The sequence below is a fragment of the Achromobacter sp. 01N37 genome, from assembly GCF_056399725.1.
This window is the reverse complement of sequence record NZ_JBFTRX010000001.1, coordinates 310,003-324,188: the sequence shown is the minus strand read 5'-3', so window position 1 is coordinate 324,188 and position 14,186 is coordinate 310,003. Positions and strand designations below refer to the sequence as shown.

Genomic DNA, 14,186 nt, shown 5'->3' with positions numbered 1-14,186 from the left:
GCACCCGCATGGTGCGTAGCAATATTTCGGTAAAGCCCTGAGGGCATCGCGGTTTATTCGCCGCCCCGTGGCTCTGGCCAGGCCTCATCTGACGCAATGCAACATGTTGTTGTCGCCCCGCACCACGGGAAAACACGAGCTATCGCGCCCCCGGGGCAACGGTAGGATGCAGCGACTCTCAATAGAAAGCGCGCCTAGCGCCCTGCCGTCGCCTCACCCATGTCCCGTTCCGAAGCCCCCGCCGAGCCTGTCGAACCGATCATCCCCGTTGAAGCAGATCCCCCCGTCCGCGTGCCGCTGGCCATCGAAGACTGGCTGGCCGTGATCCTGCTGGCGACGCTGGCGCTGATCACGTTCGCCAACGTGCTGGTGCGCTACTTCACCGACCAGTCGTTTGCGTGGACCGAAGAAATTTCGGTGTTCCTGCTGATCGTGCTGACCATGGCGGGCGGCAGCGTGGCGTTCGTGCGCAACCACCACATCCGCATCGAAATCCTGGCCGACAACGGTTCACCCCGCCGCCAGCGCATCATGGCGCTGATTTCCAACGGCTGCGTGCTGGCGTTCTTCCTGCTGCTGACCGTGCTGTCGGTGAAGCTGGTGTCCGACGAATATATCTACGAAGAAACCTCGCCCGCGATTGGCGTGCCGACCTGGTGGTATTCGATCTGGCTGCCCGTGATGGCCGCGGCGATTTCGCTGCGCACCATCGGCACGATCCGCCGCATCGCCCGGGGCGCCGACACGAAATGATCGCCACCCTCTTGTTCGTTGTCTTCATCGTGCTGATGCTGATCGGCGTGCCGGTTGGCGTGGCGCTGGGTATTGGCGGCACGGTTGCCATCGTGCTGTCCAACCTGGACACGCCCTGGTATGGCCTGTTGACCGTGCCGCAGAACTTCTACGCGGGGCTGGCCAAGTACCCGCTGCTGGCGATTCCGATGTTCGTGCTGGTGGGGTCCATCTTCGACCGCTCGGGCGTGGCCAAACGGCTGGTGGACTTTGCGATTGCCATCGTCGGCCGCGGCCCGGGCATGCTGCCGCTGGTGTCGATTGCGGTGGCCATGTTCCTGGGCGGCATCTCGGGTTCCGGCCCGGCCTGCGCGGCGGCGGTGGGCGCGGTGATGATCACGGCCATGTCGCGCGCGGGCTATCCGGGCTCGTTCTCGGCGGCGGTGGTGGCGGCCGGCGCCGCCACCGACATCCTGATCCCGCCGTCGGTGGCCTTCATCATTTACTCGGTGCTGGTGCCGGGCGCGTCCGTGCCGGCATTGTTCGCCGCGGGCATGATCCCCGGCATTCTGGCCGGTTTCGCACTGATCATTCCGGCGGTGTGGCTGTCGCGCAAATACAAGATGGGCGCGCTGGAAGCCCACCTGCCCCGCCCGCCTTTCTGGGCCAGCCTGCGCGAAGCGTCGTGGGGGCTGGCGGCGCCTGTGCTGATTCTGGGCGGCATGCGCATGGGCTGGTTCACGCCCACCGAAGCCGCCGTCGTCGCCGTGTTCTACGGCTTGTTCGTGGGCGGTTTCATTCACCGCACCATCAAGTTCCGCGACTTGTACAAGATTTTGCGCGAAGCCGCCGAGCTGTCCGCCGTGATCATGCTGGTGGTGACGCTGGCCGGCATCTTCGCCTGGGCGCTGTCCACGCTGAGCGTGATTGACCCGATCACGAACGCCATCGTCAATTCCGGTCTGGGCGAATGGGGCGTGCTGTCGCTGCTGATTCTGCTGCTGATGACGGTCGGCATGTTCCTGGACGGCATTTCGATCTTCCTGATTTTCGTGCCGCTGCTGATGCCGATTGCCAACGCCTACGGGTGGGACCCGGTGTGGTTCGGCGTGATCCTGACCTTGAAGGTGGCGCTTGGCCAATTCACCCCGCCGCTGGCCGTGAACCTGATGGTGTCGTGCCGCATTGCGCGCGTGCCGATGGAGTCCACGGTGCGCTGGGTGGTGTGGCTGCTGGGCGCGATGTTCCTGGTGCTGGTGGCGGTGCTGGTGTTCCCGCAGCTGGCGCTGTGGTTGCCGAAAAAGCTGGGCTATTGAAGTGCAGGTTCTCAACACAACAACAGACACACTCGCAAAGAGAGGAGACATCGCATGAACTTCCGCAACCTGATCGGCGCCGCGTTGTGCGCGGCGGCTGCCGTCGGCATGACGCCGGTGCACGCGCAAAACTACAAGCCCGAATACAAGCTGTCGATCGTCGTGGGCACCACCTTCCCGTGGGGCCAGGGCGCCGAAATCTGGTCCAAGCTGGTGCGCGAGCGCACCGATGGCCGCATCAACATCAAGGTCTATCCAGGCACGTCGCTGGTGCAAGGTGACCAGACGCGCGAATTCACCGCCATCCGCCAAGGCGTGATCGACATGGCCGTGGGCTCAACCATCAACTGGTCGCCGCAGGTCAAGCAGTTGAACCTGTTCTCGCTGCCCTTCCTGATGCCCGACTACGCCGCCATCGACGCGCTGGTGCAAGGCGATGTGGGGAAAGAGATGTTCAAGCTGATCGAAAAGGCGGGCGTCGTGCCGCTGGCATGGGGCGAAAACGGCTACCGCCAGGTCAGCAATTCCAAGCGCGAAATCAAGAAGCCCGAAGACATGAAGGGCATGAAGCTGCGCGTGGTGGGTTCGCCGCTGTACATCGACACGTTCACCGCGCTGGGCGCCAACCCCACGCAGATGAGCTGGGCCGATGCGCAGCCGGCACTGGCCAGCGGCGCGGTTGACGGCCAGGAAAACCCCCTGTCCATCTACACCGGTTCCAAGCTGTACACCGTGGGCCAGAAGTATCTGACCCTGTGGAACTACGTGGCCGACCCGCTGATCTTCGTGGTGAACCGCGAAGTGTGGAATTCGTGGTCGGAAAAAGATCGCGACATCGTGCGCCAGGCCGCGCTTGACGCCGGCAAGCAGCAGATCGTGATCGCGCGCAAGGGCGTCACGCCGGAAGACCCGTCGCTGCTGAAGGAAATTGAAGGCCACGGCGTGACGGTCACGTCCTTGTCGCCGGCCGAGCACGACGCGTTCGCCAAGGTGACGCAGCCCGTTTACGACAAGTGGAAGAAGCAGATCGGCGAAGACCTGGTCAACATGGCCGAGAAGTCCATCGCCGCACGCAAGAAGTGAGCCGCACCGTACCGACTTAGCAGCAAGCCCCAGGGGAACGGCGGCGCAAGCCGCCACACCGAGGCAGGGACGTCAGATCCCTCCCAACCAAACAGGCGCCAGCCACAAGCTGGCGCCTGTTTCCTTTTCAGGGGAGATTCGCCGATGGGATGCGATCGCGGGATCGGGTCATCGGTCTCAATGGGCGTCCATTACGCCGGATAGCTGACTTCCAGAATATCCAGCTCTTCAATGCCGCCCGGCGTGCGCAGCACCACCGTATCGCCTTCCTTCGCCTTGATCAGCGCGCGAGCCACGGGGGAAATCCAGCTGATTTTCCCGGCCAAGGGTTCGGCTTCGTCCACGCCCACGATGGTGACCTTGTGGTCTTCGCCGGCCTTGTCCGAATACAGCACGGTGGCGCCGAAGAACACCTGGTCGCGGTTGGGCTGGATGGCCGGGTCCACGACTTCGGCGATGTCCAGGCGCTTGGTCAAAAAGCGCATGCGGCGGTCGATTTCGCGCAGGCGCTTTTTACCGTACAGATAGTCGCCGTTTTCAGAGCGGTCGCCGTTGGAGGCGGCCCAGGACACCACTTGCACCACCGACGGGCGCTCGACGTTCATCAGATGCGTGAGCTCGGCGCGCAGGCGTTCGTAGCCTTCGGGCGTCATGTAGTTTTTGGTGCCTGCCGGCAGCGCTTGGGTTTGCGGCAGATCATCGTCGTCGTCGTTGTCCGACTCTTTCACAAAGGCTTTGTTCATAGCGGCTGCGCCGCAATGGCGCGATCCCAGTCAATGGCTTGCAGGATGGGCGGCGGCGCCGCCCGCGTCAGAACCAGTCGTGCCAGACTGGTTTCAAGTCGGACGGCAGCGAGGGCAGACGGCCCAGGTCGATCCGGCTTTCCTTGGGACTGTGAAAGTCCGAACCGCGCGAGGCCAGAAAGCCGTAGCGGCGTGCAACGTCGGCGTATTGGCGGGCTTCTTCGACGGTGTGGCTGCCCGTCGTGACTTCGATGCCTTCGCCGCCCAGTTGCAGGAATTCGTCGAACAGCGCGGCGAATTGCAAAGGGGTGTATTTGTAGCGGCCCGGGTGGGCGATGACGGCACGGCCGCCCGCGCCACGAATCCAGCCCACCGCTTCGGCCAAGGTGGCCCATTGCATGGGCACGTGGCCGGGGCGGTCGTCGCCCAGGTGCTTGGTGAATACGGTTTGCACGTCGGGACAGTAGCCGGCTTCGACCAGATAGCGCGCAAAGTGCGTGCGGCTGATCAGTTCGGGGTTGCCGGCAAAGGGCAGCGCGCCTTCGTAGGCGCCGGGCATGCCCATTTCAGCCAGCCGGTCGCCGATGCGCTTGGCGCGTTCGGCGCGGCCCGAGCGCGTCTGGCGCAGCCCTTCCACCAGCGCGGAGTTGTTCGGGTCAAAGCGCAGGCCCACGATGTGCACCGTCAGCCCTGCCCACGTCACCGAGATTTCCACGCCCGTGGCAAAGCGCATGCCCAGATCTTCGGCCGCACGCGCGGCTTCGGCCAGGCCGCCCACTTCGTCGTGATCCGTCAGCGCCCAGACGTCCACGCCATTGCCGTGCGCGCGCTGCGCCACGTCGCGGGGCGCAAGCGCGCCGTCCGAAACGGTGGAATGGCAATGGAGGTCGATGTTCAAGGTGCGCGATGTCATCGGGCTATTGTAGAGAAGGCCCGGCGCGGTGGATAGCGCCGGGCTGTCCCCATAATCGCGAGGCGGACGGTTCGGCCTGGTCTGGTTAGGTCAGGTCCGGGCAACAAACTCAGGTCAGCAGCTCAGCCGAGCAATTCAGCCGACCCATTCAGCCCAGCAAGAACGCCGCCACCGGTTCAACCTGCGCGTCAGCGATCAGCGTGGGGGCATGGCCCACGCCCGGCACTTCCATGGCTTGGGCGCGCGGATTGCGTTTCAGCATCTCGTCAACCGTGGTGCGCGTCAGCAAGTCAGACTTTTCGCCGCGCACGATCAGCACCGGGCAAGGCGTCGCATCATAAGAGCGCCACAGAATCTGTTCGCCTGCCGCCAGTTCGTCAGGGGTTTGCGCGGCCAGCGCCTGGGCCAGCGCCAGGTCATAGTGCTTGACCCACTTACCGCCGTTTTCCGGGTACAGGTACTGCGCCAAGTCTGCCCATTGCGCGTCGGTATGCGGCCCAAAGGTCTCGGAATTGGCGCGCATGGTGGCCACCGCTTCTTCAAACGTGGCGAATTCGCCCGGCTCGCCCACGTACTGGCCAATGCGCGACAAGGCGCCCGTTTCCAGGCGCGGGCCGACATCGTTCAGCACCAGCTTGTCCAATTGAATGCCCTGGCCGGGCGGCAGCATGCCCGCGTGCGGGCGCATGGCCTGCATCGCGGTGGCGAAGACCGACGCGCCCGACAGCGCCAGCCCGATCAGCCCGCCCATCGACGTGCCTACCCATGCCAGCCGGGCCGGCTGCAACCGCGCAATCAACGTGACCATGTCGGACACGTACTGCGGCACCGTGTAGAACGCCGGGTTGACGAGCCAATCCGACCGGCCGCGCCCCACCACATCGGGGCAAACCACCCGGTACTGGCCGGCCAGCCGGCGGGCCAGCACATCGAAATCACGGCCGCTGCGGGTCAGGCCGTGTACGCAAAGCAGCACCCGGTCGTTGGCGGGGTCGCCCCATTCCCAGTAGGCCATCCGGTGCAAACCGGCCGGGCTGGCGCAAGTGACGAAGTCCAATCGGGGCTGCTGGGTGGCGTCCACCATCTACACACTCCACAAACCGGCGCGCGCCAGGACGGCGGCACAACAGGGCGGACTAGTGTAATCGCGCTACTCGAACATGCACATGAATGGGGCGCGGCAGCCACGACGATGTCGGCCACGCGCCGCACCCCTTCCCCGTGCTGGACACTGCGCCCGCGCCTCGCTACGATCTCCCCATTCTCTTCGGCGCCCCCGGCAGGAAATTGCATTTTTCTATCGCGCCGATCCATTCATTAAATTGGAATCGGCCGCCGCTTAGGGCGAGAGTTATGAGCTTCAGGCATTGCCAGATCAGTCATCCCAAAATTGATATGGAGTCCGTATGCAGCAAAGCAGTCCTGCCTCTCCGCTGACCACCCCCGACCATTCCCCCCCCGCGGTCAGCCCCCCTCCCCCCGAACCTCCCAAAGTGCTCCAGGATGTGCTGTCGCGCGCCGACGTGCAGATCAATGGCTCGCGCCCGTGGGACATCCAGGTGCATGACAAGCACATGTACGAACGCGTGTTCGCCAGCTGGTCGCTGGGGCTGGGCGAATCGTATATGGATGGGGAATGGGATTGCGAGCGGCTGGACGAATTGTTCACGCGGCTGCTGCGCGCCGACATGGGTTCCGCCGCGCTGGGCGTGGCGCGCATCAAGCTGATTGCCGAACACCTGCGCCACAAGCTCTTCAATTTGCAATCCAAGGGCCGCGCCTTTGAAGTGGGCGAACAGCATTACGACGCGGGCAACGACGTGTTCGAAGCCATGCTCGACAGCCGCATGATCTATTCCTGCGCCTACTGGGAAAACGCCAAGACGCTGGAAGAGGCGCAACTGGCCAAGCTGGACATGATCTGCCGCAAGCTGCAACTCAAACCCGGCGAAACGCTGCTGGATATCGGCTGCGGCTGGGGCGGGCTAGCCAAGTTCGCCGCCGAAAACTATGGCGCCACGGTCACCGGCGTGACGGTATCGAAAGAGCAATTGGCGCTGGCGCAGGAACGGGTCAAAGGCCTGCCCGTGACGCTGCTGCTGCAAGACTACCGCGACCTGCAAGGCAGTTTCGACAAGGTCGTGTCCGTGGGCATGTTCGAACACGTCGGCCCCAAAAACTACGACACCTACTTCAGCAACGTGCAGCGCCTGATGTCGACAGACGGCGTGTTCCTGCTGCACACCATCGGCATCGCGGCCACCAGCCAAAGCACCGACCCGTGGATCGACCGCTACGTGTTCCCGAACGGCAAGCTGCCGTCCGCGCGTGAAATCGCCACCGCCGTTGAACACCGCTTCATCATCGAAGACTGGCACAACTTCGGCGCCGACTACGACCGCACGCTGATGGCCTGGTGGGACAACTTCGAACGCGCCTGGCCCACGCTGCAAGCGCGTTATGGCGTGCGCTTTTACCGCATGTGGAAATACTATCTGATGTGTTGCGCGGGCTTCTTCAGGTCGCGCGAGGGCCAGCTCTGGCAAGTGATGCTGACCCACCCGCAACGTCAGGACACATACCGCTCGTTGCGCTGAACGCGTCAGGCCGGCATTGCATCCTGGCGGATCATGTCGGCCGCGCGCTCCGCAATCATGATGGTGGGTGAATTCGTATTGCCGGACGTGATCAGTGGCATCACCGACGCGTCCGCAATACGCAGGCCTTCCAGCCCGAACACCCGCAAGCGCGAATCCACCACCGCACCGCTGTCGGCGCTCTTGCCCATCGCGCACGTGCCTACCGGGTGGAAGATGGTCGTGCCGATCTTGCCGGCGGCTTCGCGCAGCTGCGCATCTGTTTGATAGTCCGGCCCCGGCAGCCATTCCTGCGGCTGATAGCGCTGCAACGCAGGCGCAGCGGTAATGCGGCGCACCAGCTTTATGGAATCGGCCGCCACTTGAATGTCGGCTTCCGTGCTCAGGTAATTCGCCGCGATGACGGGCGCACTGGCCTCACCCGCCTGCACCGGCCCCTGCGCATGCACGCTGCCGCGCGAGGTCGGCCGCAGGTTGCAGACGCTGGCCGTGAACGCATCGAAACCATGCAGCGGTTCGCCAAACGCGCCCAGCGACAGCGGCTGCACATGGAATTCCACGTTGGCGCGCGCTTGCCCCGGGTCCGACTTCGCAAACGCCCCCAGCTGCGACGGCGCCATGCTCATCGGCCCGCTGCGCTTCATCAGGTATTCCAGGCCGATGCCCGCCTTGCCCCACCACGACGCTGTGATGCGGTTCAGCGTCTTCACGCCATTGACCTTGATGATGACGCGCAGTTGCAGATGGTCTTGCAGGTTTTCGCCCACACCGGGCAAGGCATGGCGCAGCGCGATACCGCTTTCGCGCAGCCGCGCGGGTTCGCCGATGCCCGACAGTTCCAGCAGATGCGGCGTGTTCACCGCCCCCGCTGCCAGCACCACTTCGCGCCGCGCGCGCACGGTCAGGCTTTTGCCATCGCGCCGTAACTGCACGCCCACGCAGCGCTTGCCTTCCAGCATCAGCAGTTCCACATGCGCGCCCGTCATCACATGCAGGTTCGGGCGCTTTTGCACGGGGCGCAGAAACGCCTTCGACGTGTTCCAACGCCAGCCGCGCCGCTGGTTCACTTCGAAATAGCCGCTGCCGAAGTTATCGCCCCGATTGAAGTCCTGCACGCGCGGAATGCCTTCCTGTTCGGCCGCGCTGGCAAAGGCTTCCAGGATGTCCCAGCGCAAGCGCTGCGCTTCCACCCGCCATTCGCCGCCCGCGCCATGGAATTCGTCGGCGCCACGGTGATAGTCCTCGCTGCGCTTGAACACCGGCAGCACTTGGTCCCAGCTCCAGCCGGGGTCGCCGGACAGCGCCGCCCAGTCTTCATAGTCTTCACGCTGGCCGCGCATGTAGATCATGCCGTTGATGGACGAGCAGCCGCCCAGCACGCGGCCGCGCGGATAGATCAGCGAACGCCCGCCCAGCCCCGGTTCTTTCACCGTGCGGTACATCCAGTCGGTGCGCGGGTTGCCGATGCAGTACAGATAGCCCACCGGAATGTGAATCCAGTGGTAGTTGTCGCGCCCGCCCGCTTCCAGCAGCAGCACCCGCGTGTTCGGGTCCTGGCTCAGCCGATTGGCCAGCACGCAGCCGGCCGAGCCTGCGCCGACGATGATGATGTCGTATGTCTCCATAAGCTCTTCTTATCTGGTTTTATCCGGCGCCCCCTAATCGAAGGCCGCCGTCACGATGAGCCGACCCGGCTGCGTCGCGTGCGCGCGCGCCGGGCATCTGGCAAGACTCTGGCGCAGCGGCTCGCAACTGTCCAATGAAATGTTGAAAACCGGTTTATAAGCATCTTTAATAATGCTCATCCCCCGATTCCGGACATCGCCATGGACCTGAAGCACATCCGCACCTTTGCCGCCGTGGCGCGCGAAGGCAATCTGACGCGCGCGGCCGAGCACCTGCACCTGACCCAGCCGGCGCTCAGCCTGCAACTGAAGAACTTTCAGGAATCGCTGGACCTGACGCTGTTCGCGCGCACCGCGCAAGGCCTGGCGCCCAACGCCGATGGCCGCGCGCTGCTGCCGTCGGCGCAGCGCATCCTGGACGCGCTGGACGATTTCCAGCGCGCCATCGGCGCCTTGCGCGACACGGTGCAAGGCGAGTTGCGCATCGGCACCATCCTAGACCCGGAATTTTTACGGCTGGGCGCGACCCTGCAATACCTGGTCGAGCACTACCCGAAGATCCGCCCCACGCTGCGCCACGGCATGTCGGGGTCGGTGGGCCGGCAGGTGCGGGCGGGGGAATTGGATGTGGGCTTCTTTCTGGGGCCTGCGGGGTCCAAAGGCGGATCGGGGCTGGACGCGCTGCCGCTGGCGTCGTTTGCCTATTACGTGGTGGCGCCCAAGGGCTGGGGCGCGCAGGTGGCCGGACGCGGCTGGGCGGAAATTGCCGCGCTGCCGTGGATCTGGACCCCGCCAGATTCCGTGCACCACCGCCTGCTGACGGCCAAATTCGACGCGCTGGGCATCGCGCCCAACGCGGTGGCGGAAGTGGATCAGGAAGCGTCGATGCTGGACCTGGTGCGCTCGGGTGTGGGGCTGTCGCTGGTGCGGGACTCCATCGCGCTGCGTGAGTCGCAGGCCAACGGCTTGCTGCTGATCAAGGGGCTGTCGATTCAGGCCGAGCTGTCATTCATCACGCAGGCGCCGCGCCGTGCCGACCCGCTGGTGGCGGCCGCGTTTGCGGCGGTCGAGGCGGCGTTTGGATAGCCGCCCCGGGCAGCACGATTCTCAGCCCCGGGCAGCACGATTCTCAGCCCCGAGCCGCACGATTCTCAGCCCCGAATGCCGGCTTGAACCCACGTCCCCCACCCCCCGCTTTTACACCGCCGCCGACGCCGAACCGCCCGCGCGCAATGACGCGGCCTCCTCAGCCGTGAACGCACGCGTCGCCAAGGCTTCGGGCGCGGGATGCGTCGCCAGCTCACGCAGCGCCGGGACGGGTTGGGCGAGCTTGGTCAAATCCGGACGCGGCCGGTGCAAAGCGTCGCTGGCCGCAAACGCCTGCTCCATCGCATGGCCGCACGCCAGCACGCGCGCATCGCCGCGATGCGGGCCGATGACTTGCAGGCCGAATGGCATGCCGCGTTCGTCCACGCCGCACGGCAAAGACAGCGCCGGGTTGGCCACCAGCGTCACCACGTAAGTCAGCCCCAGCCAGTGGTAGTAATTGCGCGCGGGCTTGCCTTCGATGGTCTGCGCATACAGCTCCGACCACGGAAACGGCGACACCGGCGTCACCGGCGACAGCACCAGATCGTAATCGCGGTACAGCGCTTGGAAACGGCGGAACAGGCGCGTCTGCTCCAGATGGCTCCAGGCGCGATCGGCCAGCGTCATGTTGGCGCCGATCTCGTAATTGGCGCGCACGTTGGGGCCGAGCAAACCGGGATCTTTTTCGTACGTGTCGCGAAACGCGGCGACGAAGCTTTCGGCGCGCACCACGTCAAAGCAGCGGTCGGCCTCGCCCATGTCTATCGATACCGGATCGCAGCTGCGGAACAAATGCCGCATGGCTTCGATCTTGGCGCGGAAGGTGCGGCGGATGTCGTCGTCCACCGGGCACACGCCGAAGTCTTCGGTGTAGGCCACGCGCAACGACCCCAAGTCCACCCGGCCCGGCAGCGCGTACAACGCGCCGTCATCGGAATACGACAAGGGGTCCAAGGGATCAATGGCGACGGTGGGCGCCATTTGCAGGCAGGCATCTTCGACGCTGCGGCCCATGGGGCCGACGACAGAAATCGGCGTCCAGCCCAACTGGCGGCGGTCAACGGGAATCAAGCCCGGTGATGGCCGAAAGCCCACCACGCCGCACTTGGCGGCGGGGATGCGCAGCGACCCGCCGGTATCCGACCCCGTGCACAAGGGCAGCATATCGGTGGCCAGCGCCGCAGCCGAACCGCCTGATGAGCCGCCCGCGTTCAACATGGGGTTGAAGGGGTTGCCGGTGGCGCCCCAGACGGGGTTGCGGGAATTGGCGCCCGCGCCCATTTCCGGCACGTTGGTCTTGCCCACCACAATGGCGCCGGCCGCCCGCAAGCGCGCCACCAGGATGTTGTCGGCCACCGGCACGTTTTCGCGAAAGTTGGGCGACCCGTAAGTGCTGAGCAGGCCGCCCGTGTCTTCCAGGTCTTTCACGCCCAGGGGCAAGCCATGCAGCGCACCCAGCGCATCGCCGCGCATCACGGCCGCTTCGGCGCGCCGCGCTTCGTCGCGGGCGCGGTCAAAGCAGGTGGCCGTCACGGCATTGATGGCCGGGTTCACCGCCTGGATGCGGGCGATGCAGGCATCCAGCAGCTCCACTGGCGACAGGCTGCGGGCGCCGATGCGCCGGCGCAGTTCAACCGCGGACAGCGACAGCAGATCGTTGGAATGGCTCATGCAAAAATCCTTGTCAGTCTTGAAAACAGCGCGGGGACGGCCATGACCGCCCCCCGGGTGTTGCGTGGCATGCCCGGCGTGGCGGGCATGCCTTGCGAAGCGTGGGAGCAGGCTTACTGTGCCTTGATCCCGGCGCGTTTGGCAATCTGCGCGAAGCGCGGCGTTTCTTCAGCGATGATGCGCGCGACCCCCGCGCCGTCCATCGGCGTGGGTTCAAAACCGCTGGCGCGCAACTGGTTCTGGGTGTCGGGGTCTTGCAAGGTCTTGGTGATGGCGGCGTTCAACGTCGCGACCACATCCGCTGGCACGCGCTTGGGCGCGAACACGGCTATCCAGGTGTCCATGCTGACGTCCGGGTAGCCGGCCTCGGCCACCGTCGGCACGTCTGGCAGGAAGCCGGAACGCTGCGGCGTGGTCACGGCAATGGCCTTGACCTTGCCCGATTTGATCTGCGGCATGGCCGACACCACCGTATCGAACAAGACCGGAATCTGGCCGCCGATCAAGTCCGTCATGGCCGGCGAACTGCCCTTGTACGGAATGTGCGTCATGTGCGTGCCGGCGGCTTCCTGGAACATCTCGCCCGCAAAGTGCGACACCGTGCCGATGCCGAACGAGCCATACGAAAACTTGTCGCCCTGCTTGCGCGCGGCGTCCACCAAACCCTTCACGTCTGAATACGGCGTCTGCGGATTGGCGACGATGATCAACGCCGCGCGTCCCACCATGCCCACCGGCTGGAAATCCTGCGACGGGCTGTACGGCAGCTTGTCGTACACGGCCGGGTTCACCGTGAACGTCGTGCCTGAACTCAGCAGCAGCGTGTAGCCGTCGGGCTCAGCTTTAGCCACCGTCTGCGCGCCCAGAATCGTGCCTGCGCCCGCCTTGTTCTCGACGATGATGGACTGCCCCAGCTCCTGCCCCATGCGCTTGGCGATGATCCGGCCCAGCACGTCGCCCGCGCCGCCCGGCGGAAAGGGCACGATCAGCTGGATCGGCCGTTGCGGATACCCGGCGGCCTGCACGGCCCCGGCGCTTGCGGCCAAAGCGATGGCAGCGCACGCCACGGCAAACTTCCTGCGTTGCATGAACATGGTTATTTTCCCCTTGTTGTTCAATTGGTCTGAGCAGAAGTCACAGCAAATAATGCGTTGAAAGCCTGGGCCTAGCCCCCGGATGCCTTGCGCAGCCGCATGGGCGACAGCAACGACGGGGCCACGCCCTCGTCGATCAGCGCGTCCGGCAGTGGCTGGCCGGTCAAGAGCGCCGCCGCCATCGCCGACACGCCCGCCGCCGACTGAATGCCATAGCCGCCCTGCGCCGCCAGCCAGAAAAAGCCCGGCTGTGCCGCGTCAAAACCCACCACCAGATCGCCGTCCGGCACGAACGAACGCAGCCCGGCCCACACATGGGCGGGCCGACGGATCGTCAACGTGGTGGCTTCTTCGATGTGATAGATGCCGGTGGCCACATCCAGTTCTTCGGCCACGACATCGTGCGCGTCCACCGGGTCGGCGTTGGCGGGCGAGCCCAGTAACTGGCCCGCATCCGGCTTGAAATAGAAACTCTCGTCGATGCCAACCACCGCCGGCCACGCCGTGCAGTCCACGCCTTCGGGTGCGGCAAACGTGAAGGCGCTGCGGCGGCACGGCTGCAAGCCTACCGGGGCCACGCCGCAACGCTTGGCCACTTCATCGGCCCAGGCGCCTGCGGCGTTGACGACGATGCCGGCGTCAAGATGCGTGCCGTCCGTCAAGGTCAACGCCCACCGGCCATCCTCCTGCCGCGCGCCCGACGCGACTTCGGCGTGGCAATGCAGCACGGCGCCATGGCGGCGCGCGCCCGCCAGAAAACCCTGGTGCAGCGCATGCACATCCAAGTCGCGCGCGTCGGGTTCGAACATCGCGCCGCCCGCCACGGCCTCGGGCCGCAGGCACGGCACGCGCGCCAACGCGTCATCGCCATCCAGCAATTCCACATTGCCGGCCAGCGCCCGCGCGGCCTCGAAACTGTGGATGAGCGTGTCGCGCTGCGCTTGGCTGGCGATATACAGGCAACCGCGATCTTGAAGAATCGGGTGCTCGGAAAAGCCCGCCGGCGGCTGTTCGTAGAACGCGCGGCTGGCGCGCGTCAGCGCCTGGATCTGCGGTGTGCCATAGGTTTCCATGAACATCGCGGCGGAGCGGCCCGTGGAGTGATAGCCCGGCTGCGACTCACGTTCCAGCAGCAGTACACGGAGCGGAACTCGGAGCGGAACACCCGGCGGCGGCTCGGTTTCCGCAGCCAGCCGGTAGGCCAGCGACGCGCCAGCAATGCCGGCTCCCACGATGACAACATCAAACTGCTGCGTGCTCATGATGCCCTTCGGAATTCTCGTATATGAGAATTCTCGGATATGACAAAATACTCGTCAACCA

General features: G+C 65.1%; 13 protein-coding genes. 5 read left to right on the top strand and 8 right to left on the bottom strand.

Annotated elements, in window-relative coordinates:
• The first annotated feature begins 219 nt into the window (after positions 1 to 219).
• The 3 genes from AC1DSJ_RS01455 to AC1DSJ_RS01445 are packed head-to-tail and all read left to right on the top strand — an operon-like array spanning position 220 to position 3,131.
• On the top strand, positions 220 to 753 hold the full coding sequence (locus tag AC1DSJ_RS01455; RefSeq protein WP_054425273.1) for a TRAP transporter small permease: 534 nt from the start codon (positions 220 to 222) through the stop codon (positions 751 to 753).
• Complete coding sequence (locus tag AC1DSJ_RS01450; protein ID WP_054425271.1) at positions 750 to 2,048, top strand: TRAP transporter large permease; 1,299 nt, start codon at positions 750 to 752, stop codon at positions 2,046 to 2,048. Before AC1DSJ_RS01455 ends, AC1DSJ_RS01450 begins: the two co-directional genes overlap by 4 nt.
• A gap of 54 nt (positions 2,049 to 2,102) precedes the next feature.
• Positions 2,103 to 3,131 carry a DctP family TRAP transporter solute-binding subunit gene (locus tag AC1DSJ_RS01445; RefSeq protein WP_054425269.1) on the top strand — a complete coding sequence of 343 codons (1,029 nt, stop codon included), beginning with the start codon at positions 2,103 to 2,105 and terminating at the stop codon, positions 3,129 to 3,131.
• Between the two features lie 191 nt (positions 3,132 to 3,322).
• Here the strand turns inward: AC1DSJ_RS01445 and greB are convergent, their stop codons facing one another.
• The 3 genes from greB to AC1DSJ_RS01430 all read right to left on the bottom strand — a co-directional run bounded on the left by greB (position 3,323) and on the right by AC1DSJ_RS01430 (position 5,871).
• A complete protein-coding gene (gene greB / locus AC1DSJ_RS01440; protein ID WP_054425267.1) occupies positions 3,323 to 3,874 on the bottom strand; it encodes a transcription elongation factor GreB in 552 nt (183 codons plus the stop codon).
• 67 nt (positions 3,875 to 3,941) lie between these two features.
• Entirely contained in the window at positions 3,942 to 4,787 is an 846-nt protein-coding gene (locus tag AC1DSJ_RS01435) for a 3',5'-nucleoside bisphosphate phosphatase (RefSeq protein ID WP_441370825.1), read from the bottom strand.
• 148 nt (positions 4,788 to 4,935) lie between these two features.
• Positions 4,936 to 5,871: an alpha/beta fold hydrolase gene (locus AC1DSJ_RS01430; RefSeq protein WP_054425264.1), complete on the bottom strand. Its 936-nt coding sequence runs from the start codon at positions 5,869 to 5,871 to the stop codon at positions 4,936 to 4,938.
• Between the two features lie 322 nt (positions 5,872 to 6,193).
• On the opposite strand from AC1DSJ_RS01430, the gene cfa reads away from it, so the two are divergent.
• On the top strand, positions 6,194 to 7,384 hold the full coding sequence (gene cfa / locus AC1DSJ_RS01425; protein ID WP_156336737.1) for a cyclopropane fatty acyl phospholipid synthase: 1,191 nt from the start codon (positions 6,194 to 6,196) through the stop codon (positions 7,382 to 7,384).
• Positions 7,385 to 7,389: 5 nt separating this feature from the next.
• On the opposite strand, the gene AC1DSJ_RS01420 is transcribed toward cfa, so the two are convergent.
• Both AC1DSJ_RS01420 and AC1DSJ_RS01415 read right to left on the bottom strand, forming a co-directional pair.
• Positions 7,390 to 9,009: a GMC family oxidoreductase gene (locus tag AC1DSJ_RS01420; RefSeq protein WP_441370824.1), complete on the bottom strand. Its 1,620-nt coding sequence runs from the start codon at positions 9,007 to 9,009 to the stop codon at positions 7,390 to 7,392.
• A 33-nt stretch (positions 9,010 to 9,042) separates the two neighbouring features.
• Complete coding sequence (locus tag AC1DSJ_RS01415) at positions 9,043 to 9,189, bottom strand: hypothetical protein (protein WP_175169238.1); 147 nt, start codon at positions 9,187 to 9,189, stop codon at positions 9,043 to 9,045.
• Positions 9,190 to 9,210: 21 nt separating this feature from the next.
• Between AC1DSJ_RS01415 and AC1DSJ_RS01410 the strand changes: the two genes are divergently transcribed.
• Complete coding sequence (locus AC1DSJ_RS01410; protein WP_441370823.1) at positions 9,211 to 10,095, top strand: LysR family transcriptional regulator; 885 nt, start codon at positions 9,211 to 9,213, stop codon at positions 10,093 to 10,095.
• Between the two features lie 111 nt (positions 10,096 to 10,206).
• On the opposite strand, the gene AC1DSJ_RS01405 is transcribed toward AC1DSJ_RS01410, so the two are convergent.
• From AC1DSJ_RS01405 to AC1DSJ_RS01395, 3 genes are all read right to left on the bottom strand, one after another.
• Entirely contained in the window at positions 10,207 to 11,769 is a 1,563-nt protein-coding gene (locus AC1DSJ_RS01405) for an amidase (protein WP_441370822.1), read from the bottom strand.
• 113 nt (positions 11,770 to 11,882) lie between these two features.
• Positions 11,883 to 12,863: a Bug family tripartite tricarboxylate transporter substrate binding protein gene (locus AC1DSJ_RS01400; RefSeq protein WP_082387152.1), complete on the bottom strand. Its 981-nt coding sequence runs from the start codon at positions 12,861 to 12,863 to the stop codon at positions 11,883 to 11,885.
• Positions 12,864 to 12,934: 71 nt separating this feature from the next.
• Positions 12,935 to 14,128 carry an NAD(P)/FAD-dependent oxidoreductase gene (locus AC1DSJ_RS01395; protein ID WP_441371071.1) on the bottom strand — a complete coding sequence of 398 codons (1,194 nt, stop codon included), beginning with the start codon at positions 14,126 to 14,128 and terminating at the stop codon, positions 12,935 to 12,937.
• Between the last annotated feature and the right edge of the window lie 58 nt (positions 14,129 to 14,186).